The 17,300-nt window shown below is 71.6% G+C and carries 16 protein-coding genes; 7 read left to right on the top strand and 9 right to left on the bottom strand.

Translation table 11 applies throughout. From position 1 onward, the window contains the following. Positions 1-76: 76 nt before the first annotated feature. A complete protein-coding gene (locus tag RI211_RS11015) occupies positions 77-727 on the top strand; it encodes a copper resistance CopC family protein (RefSeq protein ID WP_315637549.1) in 651 nt (216 codons plus the stop codon). Positions 728-736: 9 nt separating this feature from the next. Continuing rightward, the gene (lpdA, locus tag RI211_RS11020; protein WP_060921151.1) at positions 737-2,134 is read left to right on the top strand and encodes a dihydrolipoyl dehydrogenase; all 1,398 of its coding nucleotides are present in this window, start codon (positions 737-739) and stop codon (positions 2,132-2,134) included. A 51-nt stretch (positions 2,135-2,185) separates the two neighbouring features. Here lpdA and RI211_RS11025 read toward each other — a convergent pair whose 3' ends face one another. From RI211_RS11025 to RI211_RS11050, 6 genes are all read right to left on the bottom strand, one after another. Then, positions 2,186-3,307: an FAD-dependent oxidoreductase gene (locus RI211_RS11025; RefSeq protein WP_315637548.1), complete on the bottom strand. Its 1,122-nt coding sequence runs from the start codon at positions 3,305-3,307 to the stop codon at positions 2,186-2,188. Next, a complete protein-coding gene (locus RI211_RS11030; RefSeq protein ID WP_315637547.1) occupies positions 3,294-4,019 on the bottom strand; it encodes a methyltransferase domain-containing protein in 726 nt (241 codons plus the stop codon). The genes RI211_RS11025 and RI211_RS11030 overlap by 14 nt, the downstream gene beginning before the upstream one ends. Then, a complete protein-coding gene (locus RI211_RS11035; protein WP_315637546.1) occupies positions 4,016-5,173 on the bottom strand; it encodes a type III polyketide synthase in 1,158 nt (385 codons plus the stop codon). The genes RI211_RS11030 and RI211_RS11035 overlap by 4 nt, the downstream gene beginning before the upstream one ends. A gap of 62 nt (positions 5,174-5,235) precedes the next feature. After that, the gene (locus tag RI211_RS11040) at positions 5,236-5,847 is read right to left on the bottom strand and encodes a CYTH domain-containing protein (protein WP_315637545.1); all 612 of its coding nucleotides are present in this window, start codon (positions 5,845-5,847) and stop codon (positions 5,236-5,238) included. Then, positions 5,840-6,055, bottom strand: coding sequence for a response regulator (locus tag RI211_RS11045; protein ID WP_187661817.1), 216 nt, complete (start codon positions 6,053-6,055; stop codon positions 5,840-5,842). Before RI211_RS11045 ends, RI211_RS11040 begins: the two co-directional genes overlap by 8 nt. 47 nt (positions 6,056-6,102) lie before the next feature. Beyond that, entirely contained in the window at positions 6,103-6,573 is a 471-nt protein-coding gene (locus RI211_RS11050; protein WP_315637544.1) for a prepilin peptidase, read from the bottom strand. 129 nt (positions 6,574-6,702) lie between these two features. Here RI211_RS11050 and RI211_RS11055 point away from each other — a divergent pair, with 129 nt between their 5' ends. From RI211_RS11055 to RI211_RS11065, 3 genes are read left to right on the top strand one after another with little or no spacing between them, the layout of a single operon-like run. Next, on the top strand, positions 6,703-7,488 hold the full coding sequence (locus tag RI211_RS11055; RefSeq protein ID WP_280564197.1) for a DnaE2-dependent mutagenesis accessory factor ImuA': 786 nt from the start codon (positions 6,703-6,705) through the stop codon (positions 7,486-7,488). Next, positions 7,485-9,020, top strand: a complete 1,536-nt coding sequence (locus RI211_RS11060; RefSeq protein WP_187661820.1) for a Y-family DNA polymerase — start codon at positions 7,485-7,487, stop codon at positions 9,018-9,020. The genes RI211_RS11055 and RI211_RS11060 overlap by 4 nt, the downstream gene beginning before the upstream one ends. Then, complete coding sequence (locus RI211_RS11065; protein WP_315637543.1) at positions 9,020-12,475, top strand: error-prone DNA polymerase; 3,456 nt, start codon at positions 9,020-9,022, stop codon at positions 12,473-12,475. The genes RI211_RS11060 and RI211_RS11065 overlap by 1 nt, the downstream gene beginning before the upstream one ends. A gap of 33 nt (positions 12,476-12,508) precedes the next feature. On the opposite strand, the gene RI211_RS11070 is transcribed toward RI211_RS11065, so the two are convergent. Together RI211_RS11070 and RI211_RS11075 are read right to left on the bottom strand one after the other, a co-directional pair. Then, positions 12,509-12,889 carry a hypothetical protein gene (locus RI211_RS11070; protein WP_268777345.1) on the bottom strand — a complete coding sequence of 127 codons (381 nt, stop codon included), beginning with the start codon at positions 12,887-12,889 and terminating at the stop codon, positions 12,509-12,511. Positions 12,890-13,276: 387 nt separating this feature from the next. Continuing rightward, positions 13,277-13,492 (bottom strand): Rv3202a family protein, encoded by a 216-nt coding sequence (locus RI211_RS11075; protein ID WP_187661823.1) that lies wholly within the window; start codon positions 13,490-13,492, stop codon positions 13,277-13,279. 84 nt (positions 13,493-13,576) lie between these two features. Between RI211_RS11075 and RI211_RS11080 the strand changes: the two genes are divergently transcribed. Then, positions 13,577-14,440 carry a DUF72 domain-containing protein gene (locus RI211_RS11080; RefSeq protein WP_315637542.1) on the top strand — a complete coding sequence of 288 codons (864 nt, stop codon included), beginning with the start codon at positions 13,577-13,579 and terminating at the stop codon, positions 14,438-14,440. A 15-nt stretch (positions 14,441-14,455) separates the two neighbouring features. On the opposite strand, the gene RI211_RS11085 is transcribed toward RI211_RS11080, so the two are convergent. Continuing rightward, on the bottom strand, positions 14,456-15,040 hold the full coding sequence (locus RI211_RS11085) for an NADPH-dependent FMN reductase (RefSeq protein ID WP_187664183.1): 585 nt from the start codon (positions 15,038-15,040) through the stop codon (positions 14,456-14,458). Positions 15,041-15,165: 125 nt separating this feature from the next. Between RI211_RS11085 and helR the strand changes: the two genes are divergently transcribed. Continuing rightward, positions 15,166-17,295: an RNA polymerase recycling motor ATPase HelR gene (helR, locus tag RI211_RS11090; protein ID WP_315637541.1), complete on the top strand. Its 2,130-nt coding sequence runs from the start codon at positions 15,166-15,168 to the stop codon at positions 17,293-17,295. Positions 17,296-17,300: the final 5 nt, after the last annotated feature.

Consider the following 17,300-nt stretch of genomic DNA (forward strand, 5'->3'; position numbering starts at 1 on the left):
ATCCGATCCGGAGGGGTGCGCGGGAGGCCGCTTTCACACTCAGCGGTCCCATACCGGGGATTCATAGGCTGGACTCGTGAAGACCACAGCTCTGCGCCGCCCGGCGGCCCCGATCGCCCTCGCAGCCACCCTCCTCGCCGCATTCCTCGTCCTCCTCTCCCCGCTCTCCGCGTCCGCCCATGACGCGCTCGTGTCGTCCTCGCCTGCGGCGGACAGCTCCGTGGAGACGCTGCCCTCCGAGCTCACCCTCACCTTCAGCGCGAAGCTCATCGACGGAGAAGGAGCGACGGAGCTGACCGTCACGGATCCGGCCGGTCAGTCCGTCATCGACGGCACTCCCACGGTCGAGGGCGCCATCGTGACGCAGCCCCTGGTCGGCTCCGGGCCCGCCGGTGAGTACCACGTCGTCTGGAAGGTCGTCTCGAGCGACGGCCACCCGACCTCCGGCGAGTTCTCCTTCACCGTAACGGTCGGCGACGAGGCCACGCCGTCGGACGAGCCCACCACCGCTCCCCCGACGGCGGCGCCGACGACGGAGCAGACCGCCGCCCCCGAGGCGACCGCGACGACGGCACCGGACGCGGGAGACGACGCGGGAGCCCCTTCGGTGTGGATCTGGGTGCTCGCGATCCTCGTGCTCGCCGCGCTGGCCCTTGTCGTCTGGCTCGTCCTGCGCCGCCGCCGGGGACCGGCTCCGACCGATTCCGCTACCCCCTCGGAGCGATAGGCTTAAGGCATGCCACACTACGACGTCGTCATCCTTGGTGCAGGTCCTGGCGGATACGTCGCTGCGGTTCGCAGCGCGCAGCTCGGTCTGTCCACCGCCATCATCGAGGAGAAGTACTGGGGTGGTGTCTGCCTCAACGTCGGCTGCATCCCTTCCAAGGCGCTCCTGAAGAACGCGGAGATCGCGCACACGCTGAACCACAAGGCCGACTTCTTCGGGATCTCCGGAGAGTTCACGATCGACTACGGCAAGGCGTTCGACCGCAGCCGCGTCGTCGCCGATGGCCGGGTCAAGGGCATCCACTTCCTCATGAAGAAGAACAAGGTGACCGAGTACGACGGCCGCGGCACCTTCACGGGCCCGAAGGCCATCTCGGTGGCGAAGGCGGACGGCTCCACCGAGGAGGTCACCTTCGACAACGCGATCATCGCCACGGGCTCGAAGGTCCGCCTGCTCCCCGGCGTGCAGCTCAGCGACAACGTCGTGACCTACGAGGAGCAGATCCTCTCCCGTGAGCTGCCGAAGTCCATCGTCATCGTCGGCGCCGGCGCGATCGGCATGGAGTTCGCCTACGTGATGACGAACTACGGCGTCAAGGTCACGATCATCGAGTTCCTCGACCGCGCCCTCCCCAACGAGGACGCCGACGTGTCGAAGGAGATCACGAAGCAGTACAAGAACTACGGCGTCGACATCCTCACCTCCACCAAGGTCGAGTCGGTCGTCGACAACGGCTCCTCCGTGACCGTCTCCTACACGGGCAAGGACGGCCAGCAGGCGTCGATCGAGGCCGACAAGGTGCTCATGTCGGTCGGGTTCGCGCCGAACGTCGAGGGCTTCGGGCTCGACAAGACGGGCGTGAAGCTCACCGAGCGCGGCGCGATCGACATCGACGACCACATGCGCACCAACGTCGAGGGCATCTACGCCATCGGCGACGTGACCGCCAAGCTGCAGCTCGCGCACGTCGCGGAGGCACAGGGTGTCGTCGCGGCCGAGACCATCGGCGGCGCCGAGACCATGACGCTGGGCGACTACCGCATGATGCCGCGGGCGACCTTCTGCTCGCCGCAGGTGGCGTCCTTCGGGCTCACCGAGCAGCAGGCGAAGGACGAAGGACGCGAGATCAAGGTCGCGACCTTCCCCTTCATGGCCAACGGCAAGGCGCACGGCCTCGGCGAGCCGGTCGGCTTCGTCAAGCTCATCGCCGACGCCGAGCACCTGGAGCTCATCGGCGCGCACATGATCGGCCCCGACGTGTCGGAGCTGCTGCCCGAGCTCACCCTCGCGCAGAAGTGGGACCTCACGGCCCTCGAGCTGGCTCGCAACGTGCACACCCACCCGACCCTGTCGGAGGCGCTGCAGGAGGGCTTCCACGGCCTGGCCGGCCACATGATCAACTTCTGATCCCCGCCTCGAGAAGGCCCGGTCCGCGCTGGCGGACCGGGCCTTCTCGCGTCAGAGGCCGCGCATGGTGATGAGACCGGTCGTCCACGAGCGCAGCGTGGAGGAACCGAGCGTACGCACCAGCCCCTCCCGCACGGCGACGACCGGGGCGACCGCCGGAGCCCCCATCGCCGTGAAGAACGCGGAGCGATGATGCGCCTTCCGCGCCGCCCGCTGGACCTCCCGGGCGAAGCCGTCGAGGACGGGGGCGGCGCCGCGGTCGGTCCGGCGCAGCGCCGCGACCAGCCGGAGCGCATCCGCCCAGCCGAGGTTCATGCCCTGGCCGCCGATCGGGCTCACCTCGTGAGCGGCGTCGCCGAGCAGGACGATCCGTCCGCGGTGCAGCCGTCGAGCCGCGTGCTGGGCCGCGCGGAACGAGGAGACAGGCGCGGTGGGGTCGACCTCGAGCCTCTCCCCGGTCCGGTGACCGACGATGTCCGCCAGCTCGGCGGCTGTGGACACCGTCCGGCCGCGGTCTTCGCGCACCACCCAGCGGCGCCGCCCGCCTGGCAAGGGGAACGACTCGACGAGGCCGTCCGGTTCGAAGTACAGCACGGCGCGATCGTCGGCCGGCGGATCATCGACGTCGAGCATCGCGTAGCCTGCGGTTCCGGTGCGCGCCAGCCACCCCGCACCGAACGCCTCCCGCAGGGGACTCCGGACGCCCTCGGCGACGACGACGATCGACGCCGTCTCCTCCCGACGTCCGTACTCGCCGTCGATCCCGACCCGCACGAACGGCCCCTCGTCGCGGACCGAGCGGACGACGGAGCCGGACTGCAGCGCATCCGGTTGCAGCGTCCGGAGACGGTCTCGCAGCAGCTCCTCGGTGCGGGGCTGCGCGAGCGTCAGGATCGGACGCTCGGTGGTGAAGGTCAGGGCGGCGAGTCGCCGGCCGCGGCTGCGGACCTCGCCGCCGGACAGGCGGAGCGCCTCGGAGCGCACGCCGGTACCCACTCCCGCGGCGTCGAGGGCATCGAGCCCCGGACGGTGGATCCCGATCGCCCGCGTCTGCGTGCCCGGCTCGGGGCGACGCTCGCACACCCGCACCCGGCGACCGTCCTGCCCCACGAGGCAGGCGAGGAGCAGCCCGACCGGACCGCCGCCGACCACGAGGACATCATGGTCGACCATCGCCATCCTCCCAGCGCAGTTCGAGCCGAGCGGGCAGGTGCGACCGGACCTCCCAGCCCGGCGGCGCGACGGCCGCGAGCTCCCGCGGGGTATAGGAGCGGCGGATGCTCAGGAGGCCGTCGACTCGGATGAAGGAGCCCGCGAGAAGGTTTCCCGCGAACGGCCGGGTGCCCACGGCGAACGCCCCGTAGGCGAGGCGGCTGCGGGCGATGTCGTGGTGGGAGACGAGTCCGCGATCACCGACCAGGGCGCGGGAGTCGTCGAGCACCGCGTGCAGCGCTGCGGCGTCGAGGTGATGGAGGACGTGGTTGGAGAGCACGACGTCATAGGTGTCGCCCGCCGCCACGAGGTCCCCGGAGAACGCGTGGCGATAGCGGATCCCTGCACCGTCGTCGTGTGCCGAGGCCCAGCGGATCGCACGCTCGTCGGCGTCCAGGGCGGTGACATCGGCGCGGAGGCCGTCGCGACGCAGTCTCCGGACCAGATCGCGGCACAGGTCGCCACCACCGGCGCCGATGTCGAGGATGCGCAGCACACGCCCGGCCGCCGCCCGGGGACGGATGTCCCGCCGATACAGCCGTCCGGGGCGCGAGACGACCGCGTTGACGGCGCTGAAGCGCCGATACGTGCGACCGAGCGCCTCCTCATCCGCGTCGGGGTCGTCCATGAGCTCGACGAGGTCGATGGCACGCGCCGACAGGTCCAGGCTCACGGTGCGGGCGCGACCACGGTCAGCAGCGCGCTCTCGGCGGTGAGCCCCGGGCCGAAGGCCATCGCCGCCACGCGGTCACCGGGATCCGCGCCCTCCTGCTCGAGGATGCGCTTCAGCACGAACAGCACGGTCGCACTCGACATGTTCCCGTACTCCCGGAGCGTCTCGCGCGCGGGTCGCAACTGCACGTCGCTCAGGGCCATCCGCTCCTGCACCCGGTCGAGGATGCTGCGCCCGCCGGGGTGGATCGCCCAGTGGCGCACCCGCTCGCCCACCCGCCCGGCGGCGAAGGCCTCCGCCAGGTCGTCCTCACGACCGTAGAGCGGCGTGAGCGCCCTGATGATCGACTCCCCGATGATCTGTGGGACGGCGGTCGAGAGGATCATCTCGAAGCCCGAGTCGCCGATCGTCCAGGCCATGTCGTCCACGCCCTCCGGCACGATCGCCGTGTGGAAGCCGTCCAGCCGGAGCGCGGGGACGGCGGTGGGCAGGTCCCGTGCCGTCACGATTCCGGCGGCAGCCCCGTCCGCGAACAGGGAGGAGGCCACGATGGTGTCCGGATCCTCGGAAGAGCGCAGATGCAGCGTGCACAGCTCGACGCTGACGACGAGGACGACCGCGTTCTCATCGGCCGCGCAGAACTGTGCGGCCGCGCGGAGGGCCGGCATCGAGGCGTAGCACCCCATGAAGCCGAGGTGATAGCGCTGGACGGCATCGGACAGGCCGAGCCCTCGCACGATCTCGTACTCGGGGCCCGGGGCATGGAAGCCGGTGCAGGAGACCGTGATGACGTGCGTCACGTCCGCCGGGTCCAGGTCGGGGTCCGCCTCGAGGGCGCGGCGCGCGACATCGACGAAGAGACGGGAGGCCACACGCGTGTAGACGTCGTTGCGCGCCTTCGTTCCCGGCGCCAGCAGCTGTCCGGAGGCGCGATCGTAGAACAAGGGCTCATCCTGGTCGGCGTCATCGGCCAGCTCCGCGATGACGGTGTGCCGCGTGTCGATGCCGGAGACGTTGAACGACGTCGCCACGATGCGCTGCGCCAGCCGTCCCAGATCGGGCTGGGCGGCGAAGACGTCGCGTACCTGCTCCTGCACGAGGACGGTCTCGGGGACGATCGTCTGCAGCGATCGGAGCACGGGCGGTCGACTCATGTCGTCACTCAACCACCCCGGAGCCGGACGCGGAAAGGGGTTGCATCCGGAGAGTCCGCGGCCTAGAAGCCGAGGGCGCGGGCGAGCTTCGAGTCGGAGCTCGCCTCTCGGCCGCCGACCGCGCGCACGGCGCTTTCGATCGCCGCGAAGAACGCCGAGCGGCCGGCGTCGTCTGAGGGGCCTGCGGGCCCGAGTTCGACCTCCCACTCCCGCCACGCACGTCGCGCCCCGGTGCGCAGGTCGGTCGCCTGGACGTGGTCGTCGACGAACTCCGCCACGACGCCGTCCTGTCCGGTGAGGAGGTACGCCGTCCGGTCGTTCTCGATGCGGGCGAGAGGCTCCAGCGGCGCGGTCGTCCAGACGGCGATCGCCTCGCGCACCGCCGTCGGGATCTCCTCGTCACCGAGGGGCCAGCCCTGCTCGACCCGGCCGTCACCCTGCCGCGGACCCTTGATGTGCCACCCCTCGTCCGGTCCGCCGGAGCGACGACGCAGGGCGACACCGGCACGGGCCAGCGCGCCGTCTGCGGTGTCCAGATAGCGGGCGTCGAGGGCACGGTGCTCGGCAGACGAGACGGCATCGACGCCGGGGATCGCCGCCCAGTCCGGCAGCGGAGTCCCCTCGTCGACGTCGTACTTGCGCTCGACCTCGACGGTGCGAGAGGGCTCAGTCATCCTCGAGCGTGAGGTCCTCGAGGGCCTCCTCGAACCAGTAGTCGACCTCGGTGGGGCCGTCGCCCTCGCCTGTGTTCTGCGGCTCGCCGCGGCGGTTGTAGACCACCTGCGTCTCGCTGTAGGGGACGATCAGCTTGTCGTCCGCGTCGTCGTCGAGGGGGATGATCTGCCCGTCCAGCGGGCCGCCGTGAAGTCGTGCGAGTGCCATGTGCCCAGGGTAGCGCCGCCCTCCCCCATTCGGTGCGACCTGCACGGTCAGCCCCCGAGGACACCGAGGACGGCCCCCGCGATCATCCACGGCCCGAAGGCGATGCGCGTCCTCCGGTCGACCCGTCCCGCGGCGAGGAGCACGAGCGCGAAGACCGCCCCGAGCACGAAGGCGGACGACGCGCCCAGGAGGAACGCGCCCCAGCCGTGCCACGCCAGGAGGAGTCCGATCACGAGGGCGAGCTTCACGTCCCCTCCTCCCATGCCCGCGTGGCTGATCATCCGCAGCACGGCGTAGAAGCCACCGAGCACGAGGGAGCCGAGCAGGCCCCGGCCGAGCGGCGCCGCGTCTGCGGTGATGACGGCGTCGACGGAGACCGCCACGACCAGCAGGGCCAGGGTGGGCAGCACGATGCGGTTCGGCAGTCGGTGCGTGCGGACGTCGATCACGGTGAGCAGGATCCCGATCCCGAGGAGGGCGCCGTGCACGAGACCGAGGAGGGCGAGACGGATGTCCATCCCGGCAGGGTAGGGAGATCCGGGACGGCGCGGAGCGCCCTGTGGACAACCAGGCGGCGATGTCGGATGTACGAACTAGCGTCAGTCTCATCACTTGCTTTATTCGTACATATCTTCGAGGATGGATACATGGGGATCGGGCTCGATGCGATGACCGCGCTCTCTCCGACCAGCGACACCCGCGCCGGAGAGGTGCTGCGACTGCGCCGCGAGATCAGCCGGATGCAGCGACGGCGCAGCGAGCACACGCTCCTCCCCCTCGATCCCGCCTTCGCGGCGCTGCTGCCGGAGGAAGGGCTGCAGACGGGCACCTCGTACACCGTCTCCCCCTCGCCCGCCCTCGTGCTCGCGCTGCTCAGCGCCTCCTCCGGTCGGGGCCACTGGTGCGCGGTGATCGGCATGCCCACCCTCGGGGTCGAGGCCGCCGCCGCCTACGGCATCGATCTGAGCCGGCTGATCCTCGTCCCCGACCCGGGAGACCGCTGGCTCGCGGCGGCGTCCGCATTGGCCGAGGTGGTGCCCCTGATCGTCGTGCAGCCGACGACGAGGGCACGGGACGCCGATGTCTCCCGGTTGAGTGCCCGCCTGCGCGACCGCGGGGCCACACTGCTCGTGGCGGAGGAACCGGGCGCCGGCCGCTGGGCGCAGAGCGAGGGGACCATCCGACTGCACGATCCTGATTGGCACGGGCTCGGCGAGGGGTGGGGGCTGCTCTCGGACTGCACGGTGACGGTCACCGCGCGGACCAGGCACAGCCCCCGCGCCTCGAGCGTGCGCGTGCGACTTCCCGGCGGACACGGAGCCGTGGAGACCGCGGCCGCGGAGCTGACCGCCCTGCCGCCGCTCGCTTCCTCCCCGACGGACAGCGCTGCGTCCGCGTCCTCCGACCTCCTCTTCTGGGCGGAGGCGGGATGAACGCTCCTCTCCGCGTCCTCGTGCTCTGGTTCCCCGACTGGCCACTGCGGGCGGTGCTGGGCGGAGGGCCGCATCCGCCGACGGCCCTGGTGCAGGCGAACACGGTCGTCGCCTGCACCGCCTCGGCGCGGGCGCACGGCGTCCGCATCGGGCAGCGCCGCCGCGTCGCCCAGGGCCTGCTCTCCTCGCTGCAGGTCCTCCCCCACGACGCCGAGAAGGACGAGCGCGCCTTCGTCCCGGTGCTGCAGCTCATCGAGAAGCACGCCCCCGGCGTCACGCTCCTGCGCCCCGGCCTCGCGATCCTGCGCGCCCGCGGCATCGCCCGCTATCACGGCGGAGAGGCCGAAGCGGCAGCGGCGCTGTCCGCGGTCCTCGCTGCGGCCGGCTTCCCCGAGGTGCGTGTCGGCGTCGCCGACGGCCCCTTCACCGCCGAGATCGCGGCCCGCGGCGCCGCCGCCTGCACCGTCGTCCCGCCCGGCGGATCCCGCGAGTTCCTGGCCCCCTATCCCGTGCAGGTACTCCGCGACGAGCAGATCAGCGATCTCCTCCTCCGCCTCGGCGTGCGGACCCTCGGCGAGTTCACCGCGCTCGCCCCTCTCGACGTCCGCGACCGCTTCGGCGAGCACGGCGCCCGCCTGCAGGCTCTCGCCGCCGGCGCCGATTCCCGCCCGCTGGCCCCTCGGCCGCCGGATCCCGAACTGGCCAGGACCATCGAGTTCGAGTCCCCTCTCGGCGGCACCGACCAGGTGGCCTTCGCCGTACGGCAGACCGCCGATGCCGTGATGCTCGCCCTGGCGGATGCATCCCTCGTGTGCACCGAGGTGCGGATCGACCTGACCGACGACGACGGCGTCGTCCACTCCCGCACCTGGCTGCATCCGACGAGCTTCGACGCCGCCGACCTCGTGGACCGCGTGCGCTGGCAGCTGGAGGCGCTGGCCGCCCTGACCGCCCGCGAACCCGTCGACGAGGCGAGGGCGTTCGGGGGCATCGTGGCCGCCCGCCTCCTCCCCGTCGCCGTGGACGACGCCGCCCACCACCAACCGGGGCTCTTCGGCTCGGGTACCGATGAGCGGCTGCATCACGCGGTCTCGCGGGTGCAGACCATGCTGGGGCATCAGGGCGTGGTCACCGCCGCCCTCTCCGGAGGGCGCTGGCTCGCCGACCGCCAGGTGCTCACGCCATGGGGCGAGCGTCCGGTGCCTCCGCGTGATCCGCGGTCCCCCTGGCCGGGGAGCCTCCCGGATCCCCTCCCCTCCGAGGTGTTCCGGCCCCCGCGTCCCATCGGCGTCGTCGCGGCGGACGGGAGCACGATCGACGTCGATGACCGCGGCGCCCTCACGCACGATCCCGCCCGCATCGACGGGGCGACCGTGCAGGCCTGGGCCGGCCCGTGGCCCGTGCACGAACGGCGCTGGAGCACGGGGGGCGGCAAACGAGGACACCGGCTCCAGATCGTCGACGACCGCGACCGCGCCTGGCTGGTCTTCCTGGCCGGCGAGCGCTGGTGGGCCGAGGGGAGGTATCGCTGATGGGCTGGCACAATCCGCCGTTGACCTGGGATCAGCTCGAACGCACTCTCAGCGGGGAGCCCATCCCCGAAGCGGCCTCCGCGCCCCCGGGACTCCGACCGGATCCCGGGCCGGTGAGTCGCCCGCGGAAGCTCGTCCCCCCACCCCTACCGGAGCGTCCAGAGGAGGCGGTGCCCTATGCCGAGCTGCACGCGCACTCGTCCTACTCGTTCCTCGACGGGGCGTCCTCCCCCGACGATCTGCTCGCGGAGGCCGAACGTCTCGGCCTGAGCGCGCTCGCCCTCACCGACCACGACGGGTTCTACGGTGCCGCCCGCTTCGCCGAGCTGGCGGAGCTCATGGAGCTGCGCCTGCAGACCGTCTACGGCGCCGAACTCTCCCTCGACCTCCCCTCCGCTCCGCAGGGGGCCGCCGATCCGCCGGGCACGCATCTGCTCGTGCTCGCCCGGGGCCTCGAGGGATACCACCGCCTGTCGGGAGCGATCACCGCGGCCCAGCTGCGCGGCGGAGAGAAGGGGCGCCCGGTCTACGACCTCGACGAGCTGGCCGCGACCGCCGACGGGCACTGGACGATCCTCACCGGCTGCCGCAAAGGGGCGGTACGGCAGGGGCTGGAGGCCGGAGACGCCGCTGCGCCGCTGCGTCACCTCGTCGACCTCTTCGGGCGCGACAACATCGCCGTCGAGCTCTTCGACCACGGCGATCCGCTGGACACCCGGCGCAACGACACCCTCGCCGAGCTCGCCCGTCGGATGCGGCTGCCCGTCGTGGCGACCAACAACGTGCACTACGCCCGACCGGACCAAGCCCCTCTCGCCGAAGCGGTGGCCGCGGTCCGCGCGGTCCGGAGCATGGACGAGCTCGACGGCTGGCTGCCGGCCCACGGGGGTGCGCATCTGCGCAGCGGGGCGGAGATGACCGCCCGCTTCCGACGGTACCCCGGCGCGATCTCGCACGGTCTAGAGCTGGCCGCGGCCTCGGCCTTCCCGCTCCGGATGGCGCGTCCCGCCCTCCCCCGCCAGGACGTGCCGTCGGGGCACACCCCGATGAGCTGGCTGCGGCACCTGGTCTGGGATGCCGTCCCGTCGAAGTATCCGCGGCTGGACGAAGACGGCCGTCGGCGCATCGCCCGTGAACTCGACGTGATCGAGGAGAAGGACTTCCCCGGGTACTTCCTCATCGTGCACGGCATCGTGGCGGAAGCACGGCGACGCGGCATCCTCTGCCAGGGCCGGGGTTCCGCTGCGGCGAGCGCGGTCTGCTATCTGCTGGGCATCACCGCGGTCGACCCGATCCTCTACCGCCTCCCCTTCGAGCGCTTCCTCGCCACCACCCGCACGGAGGAGCCGGACATCGACGTGGACTTCGACTCGCGGCGGCGGGAGGAGATCATCCAGTGGGTATACCGGGAGTACGGCAGGGAGCGGGCGGCTCAGGTGGCGAACGTCATCCAGTACCGGCCGAAGAACGCGGTCCGCGACATGGCCAGAGCCCTGGGGCACTCGCCGGGGCAGCAGGACTCCTGGTCGCGGCAGGTGGACGGCTGGGGGTCGGGACTCGAACCCGTCGAGGGACACGACATCCCCGACACCGTGCTCGACTACGCGGCCGAGCTGCTGAAGGCTCCGCGGCACCTGGGGATCCACTCGGGCGGCATGGTGCTCACCGCCCGGCCGGTCGGTGAGGTGGTGCCGGTCGAGCACGCCCGCATGGAGGACCGCACCGTCATCCAGTGGGACAAGGACGACGCCGCCTTCATGGGGCTGGTGAAGTTCGATCTCCTCGGCCTGGGCATGCTCGCGGCACTGCAGCACTGCTTCGACCTGGTCCGGGAGGCGACGGGCGAGGAGTGGACGCTGGAGACCCTGCCGAAGGAGGAGGCCGGCGTCTACGACATGCTCTGCCGGGCCGATTCGATCGGCGTCTTCCAGGTGGAGTCCCGCGCGCAGATCGGGCTGCTCCCCCGACTGCAGCCGCGACGCTTCTACGACCTCGCCATCCAGATCGCCCTCATCCGTCCCGGGCCCATCCAGGGCGGCGCCGTGCACCCGTTCGTCCGGCGCAAGATGGCGAAGGACAGGGTGGACGAGGCGAACCGGGAGCGGGAGGCCAGGGGCGAGCCCCCGGAGGACTTCCCCATCCCGTACCCGCACAGCGACCTCGAGGACATCCTCGCGCGGACTCTGGGCATCCCCATCTTCCAGGAGCAGCTCATCCAGATGGCCACGGCCGTCGGCGACTGCACCGCCGATGAGGCCGACCTGCTGCGCCGCGCGATGGGGTCGAAGCGAGGTCTGGAGAAGATCGAGAAGGTCAGGGACAAGCTGTACGCGGGGATGGCCCGCCGCGGGCTCGTCGACGAGGCCGCCGACCGGATCTATGCGCAGATCCAGGCGTTCTCGAACTTCGGCTTCGCCGAGTCCCATTCGCTGTCCTTCGCCCTGCTCGTCTACGCGAGCTCGTGGTTGAAGCTGCACTACCCGGCGGCCTTCCTCGCGGGTCTGCTGCGGTCGCAGCCGATGGGCTTCTACTCCCCTGCGACCCTCACGGCGGATGCCCGTCGGCACGGCGTGGAGGTCCGCCGCCCGGATCTGCATCTCTCCGGCGCCATCGAGACCCTCGAACCCCTCACCCCGGACGCGGCGGGCACGACCGGGAGGGCCGACTGCCTGGCCGACCCGCAGCCGCCCGTGCACCGCTTCGACAGGAACGCACCGGACGAGTCCGCGACGCACCGCCGGGACGGACGGTTCGCGGTGCGTCTGGGCCTCAGCGGCATCCGCGGGATCGGGGTGCCGATGGCGGAGCGCATCGTCGCCGAACGGGTGGCTCACGGTCCCTACCGCGATCTGCACGACCTCGTGCGTCGCACCGATGCCACGGCCGCGCAGGTGGAGGCCCTCGCCACCGCCGGAGCCTTCGCATGCCTCGGGCTGGAGCGCCGGGAGGCCATCTGGCTCGCCGGGGCCGCCGCGGAAGACCGCGCCCGGTTCCTCCCGGGGACCACGGTGGCGGTGCAGCCGCCGCTGTTCGCCGACCAGACCAGCTACGAGCGCCTCTCGGCCGATCTCTGGGCCACGGGCATCTCGACCGACGACCACCCGATGACGCACTTCCGTGACGACCTCCGGGCTCGCGGCGTCCTGACCGCCGCGGACCTGCAGCGCCACGAGACCGGACGACGCGTCGAGGTGGCCGGTCTCGTCACCCATCGACAGCGACCCGCCACCGCCGCCGGCGTCACGTTCGTCAACCTCGAGGACGAGAGCGGGTTGGTGAACGTGATCTGCTCGACGGGGGTCTGGGGACGGTTCGGTCGCATCGCCCGAGAGTCCCCCGCGCTCATCATCCGCGGCATCCTCGAGCGCTCACCGGAGGGGGTCGTCAATGTGCTCGCCGACGCCTTCGAAGACCTCCGCACGGGGGTCATGCACCGCTCGCGGGACTTCCGATGACCCCGGTGCGCGAGGGGCCCCGGCTTCCGGCCGTCACCAGAAGCGTTCGGGCTCCTCCGGCGGGGGCCGATCCGATCCACCCCAGCGATCAGCCTCGGCCTTGGCCGCGTTGACTGCCGCGTCCGCGCCCCGCAGAGCGATGCCCGCGCCGCTGGCTGAGGGCCCGATGGGGTCGAGGAGCAGCGACGTTCGCGGAGCGACGCCCACCGCCACCGTGCAGTCGAGGACGCGACCGATCCAGTGCGTCACCTCGGCCCGCGGCTCCTCGGCGCGACGGTAGCGGATACCGGTATCGAGGTCGAGCAGCGAGAGGACGACCGGCTCCTCCGTCTGCGGGTCGACGAGTTCGGAGACCTCGACCCGGTGCCCGACCGGGAGCGCGACCTGACCGGCGAAGACGAGCATCCTGTCCATGCCCCCACCCTACGGAACGGCTGGCATCGGCGACAGGGATCGGAGCCGCGCAGAATTTTCGAAGAAATCTTTGTCCCCCAAATGGCGGACAAGGAGATTAAGGGATATCCTGCTCTCGTAGCGGGGGCTACCGGCTGAATCTCTGGGGGATCAGCCGTAGAGACAGCGAGACTTCGCCGCCTCCCCAACCGTCCGGGTAGGACGGTGAGCCCTCTCGGCAGCACCGAGTTGGGGCGGTCCCGTCGAGAGGGCATACCCCGCGGCTAGCCGCCGTCCCGCCGAGCGTCAACCCCGGCGAACGCGCGCGCCCGCCGGACTACGGTCGTGCACCATGACGCCTCTCCGCAGTCTCCGACGCCACTCCGGCGCGCACACCGCCGGAGGCGGTCAGTCGTCGGCGGGCTCGTCGAGGCCGTCCTCGTCCAGGGGCACCTCGATCCGCTGCTCCGCGGCATCCGCGGGATCCGCCTCGATGGGGTGCGGCTCCGGTGCCGAGGGGGTCGGCGCTTCCGGGTCCTCGGGAGTCTCCGCGGCGAGGCGCTCCTGCTCCTGCAGGTCGGCTTCGGGCTTCACATCGTCGATCGGATGGTCATTCAGGGACATGGCTTCTCCTCCTTCGGTGTGGATGTCTCCAGCTTGCCGACGCCGGATGACAGCGGCAAGGGGCTTGACCCGAGGGAGGCGGCGATGACGCGGACGGGCGGTGGAGGCCGGGTCCGCATCGGCGTCTCCGGATGGCGGTACGCCCGGTGGCGCGGCGACTTCTACCCGCGCGGCCTGCCGCAGCGACGAGAGCTCGAACACATCGGATCGCTGTTCCCCACGGTGGAGCTCAACGGCTCGTTCTACTCCCTGCAGCGGCCGGACAGCTACCGGCGGTGGGCGGCGAGCGTTCCCGAGGACTTCGTGTTCGCGGTCAAGGGCTCGCGCTACGTCAGCCACATGCTCCGGCTGCGGAACGTCGAGCAGGCGCTGGCGAACTTCTTCGCGTCGGGGGTCCTCGCCCTCGGTCCCCGCCTCGGCCCGATCCTCTGGCAGCTCCCCGAGCGCCAGCGCTTCGACGCCGAGCTCCTGGAGTCGTTCCTCGACACCCTTCCCCGGACGACGGCGGAGGCCCTCGCGCTCGCTCGACGTCATGACGAGCGGCTGCAGGACCGGGCGTGGCTGGAGATCGATGCCGACCGCCCACTCCGGTACGCCCTCGAACCGCGTTCCGACTCGTTCGCCGATCCGTCGAGCCTGCGTCTTCTGCAGGAGCACGGCACCTCCCTCGTCGTCGCCGACACCGCCGGGAAGTGGCCTCGCTTCGACGCCCTCACCGCGGACCTCGTCTACATCCGTCTCCACGGTGCGCAGATGCTCTATCACAGCGGGTACACGGACGCGGAGCTGCGGGAGTGGGCGGCCCTCATCCGCGGATGGGCGGACGGCTCAGGAGCCGACGACGGGAAGCCGCGCGACGTCTACGTGTACTTCGACAACGACGCCCGCGGGCACGCGCCCCATGACGCCGTGGCCTTGAGCGCCCTCGTCGCGGATATGCCCTCCTGACGCGGCGAGCGCGGCCTACCGATCGCCGACGTGACCCGGCGCGGTGAGCGACAGGACCCGCTCGACGAATGCCGCGTACTCCTCCATGTAGTGCGCGAGGAACTTCTCGGTGTCGGCGTCGTGCACCGTGCCGTCGGCACCGAACACCTCGGGCCGGAACGCGATGTACGCCTCAGGGGCGTTCAGCTGCGGCGCGTTGAGGAAGCTCAGCACGCTCCGCATCGACGACTGCATGACAGCGGTGCCGATCGCCCCGGTCGAGGCGCCGATGATGCCGGTGGGCTTCCGCGCGAAGGAGTTGTGCCCCCACGGCCGCGAACCCCAGTCGATGGCGTTCTTCAGCGCACCGGGGATGGAGCGATTGTACTCCGGCGACACGAGCAGCAGACCGTCCGCCCCCTCGACGGCACTCTTGAACGCGGTGACCGCGGCGACGGGTTCGAGCTCGTCGTCGCGGTTGTAGAGCGGGAGGTCCCGGATGGGAATCTCCACGAGCTCGAGGTCCGGCGGGGCGAGCCGCACGAGCGCCGTGGCGAGGACGCGGTTGATCGAGTCCGATGCGAGGCTGCCGATGAGGTAGCCGATCCGATGGGTCATGATGAGGTCCCCTCGTCTCCCTGCACTTCCAGGATATCGCCGGGGTGGGGGCTTGCCACAAGGCCCCCCTCGCGAGGCAGAATCGACGGCTCGTGTGCCCCCGCCCGCTCTCGCGAAGGAGACCTCCGGTGCTCGACCCCTTCACCCTGCCCGACGACCACGCGGCGAAATCCGCGGATACCCTCATCGCCGTCGATCGTGCCCACCTCCGGCGTCTCGGCGCCGCGCTGTCCCGGGAGCGGGATGCCCTGACCGCTCGTCTCGCCCTCGTCCGTCGGCAGGCCGCGGACGCGGGTGTGACGGCGGTCGACCGCGACCTCGAGATCCGACGGCTCAGTGCGACCCTGCGCCTGCGGGAGCGCTTCGACATCGACATGTGCCTCGGGCGGATGACCCCTGCGGAGGGCCCGCCCGTGTACATCGGGCGCGCCGGGGTGTCCGACGCGGACGGCACCCGTCTGCTGGTCGACTGGCGGGCTCCGGCAGCCGAACCGTACTTCGCGGCGACCTGGGAGGACCCCCGGGGGCTCATCTCGCGGCGACGGTACCGATGGAACGCAGGCCGGATCACGGACTACTGGGACGAGGCCCTGTCGCCGGAGGGTCTCGACGGTGCGGCATCCCTCGACGATCAGTCCGCGTTCCTCGCGAGCCTGGAGGCGCACCGCACCGGGCGGATGCGGGACGTGCTGGCGACGATCCAGGCGGATCAGGACGCCATCGTTCGCGCCCCCTCCCCCGGCGCTCTCGTGGTGGACGGCGGGCCCGGCACCGGGAAGACGGTGGTCGCGCTGCACCGGGCGGCGCACCTCCTGTACGCCGAGCCGCGGCTGACGAACGGCGCCGGCGGCATGCTCCTCGTGGGTCCGAACCCGCAGTACCTCGGCTATGTGGAGGACGTGCTGCCGAGTCTCGGCGAGGACACGGTGCGGTTGTGCACCCTGCGCGACCTCACACCCGAGGGCGCGGGCGCGGTCGCAGAGCAGGACCCCCGCGTGGCCGAGCTGAAGCAGGGCCTCGACCCGGACCAGGTGATCGAGGCGGCGGTCGCCGTCCTGACCCGGCCGCCGAGGCACGCGCTCCGCATCGAGACGCCGTGGGCCGATCTGTGGATCAGCCGAGACGACTGGGGCGAGCTGTTCGCCGCGGCCGATCCCGCCTCCCCGCTCAACGAGGCCCGCGACGAGGTGTGGGAGGAGCTGCTGGAACTGCTCGTCGACCAGGTGCGCGACGAGGATGTCCCGGAGTCCTCGATCCGCCGGTGGCTGCGGCAGGACGACGAGCTCACCGGGACCTTCGTACGGGCGTGGCCGCTGCTGGCGCCGGAAGCGGTGGTCGCCGCGCTCTGGGCGTCCCCGACGTTGCTCGCGCAGTGCGCCCCCGACCTCGCGCCCGAGGAACTCGCCCTGCTGCACCGTGACGAGGGGGCGCCCTGGACGGATCCCGACCTTCCCCTCCTCGATGCCGCGCACCGCCGGATCGGCGATCCCGAGGTCGTCCGCGAGCAGCACCGCCGGCAGGGCGCGGCGGCCGCGGCGCAGGAGCAGATGTCGGCGGTGGTCGAGCACCTCGTCGCGAGCGACGACAGCGAGATGAAGGTGATGTCGATCCTGCGAGGTCAGGATGCGCGCAACGTTCTCGCCGGAGCGGACGTGCCTCCCCCGCTCCCGCCGGACGAACTCGCCGGCCCCTTCGGTCACATCGTCGTCGACGAGGCCCAGGAGCTGACCGATGCGCAGTGGCGCATGCTGATCGCACGGTGCCCCTCCCGCAGCTTCACCGTCGTCGGCGACAGGGCCCAGGCGCGGAGGGAGTTCACGGAGTCGTGGTCCGCCCGCCTCGAACGTCTCGGCCTGCGGAACGTGCGGGTCTCCTCGCTCCGGGTGAACTACCGCACTCCAGCCGAGGTCATGGCGCTGGCCGCACCGACGATCCGCGAGGCTCTGCCCGACGCGAACGTCCCGACCTCCGTACGGGAGAGCGGCATACCGGTCCGCTACGGCGCGGTGGCCGAGCGCGACGCGGTGCTGGACACGTGGGCAGCGGCGAACCCGGAGGGTGTCGCCGCCGTCATCGGCGACGAGAGCGCCGTGCCGCGGCCCCGAGTCCGCACGCTGACGCCGGAGGGGGCGAAAGGGCTGGAGTTCGACCTCGTGGTCCTCGTGCGCCCGGAGGCCTTCGGCTCCGGGCGCACGGGGGCGGTCGACCGCTATGTGGCGATGACCCGCACGACGCGCGAGCTCGTCATCCTCCGCTGAGGGAC

Origin of the sequence: Microbacterium meiriae, from assembly GCF_032364335.1 — a bacterium.
Classification (GTDB): domain Bacteria; phylum Actinomycetota; class Actinomycetes; order Actinomycetales; family Microbacteriaceae; genus Microbacterium; species Microbacterium meiriae.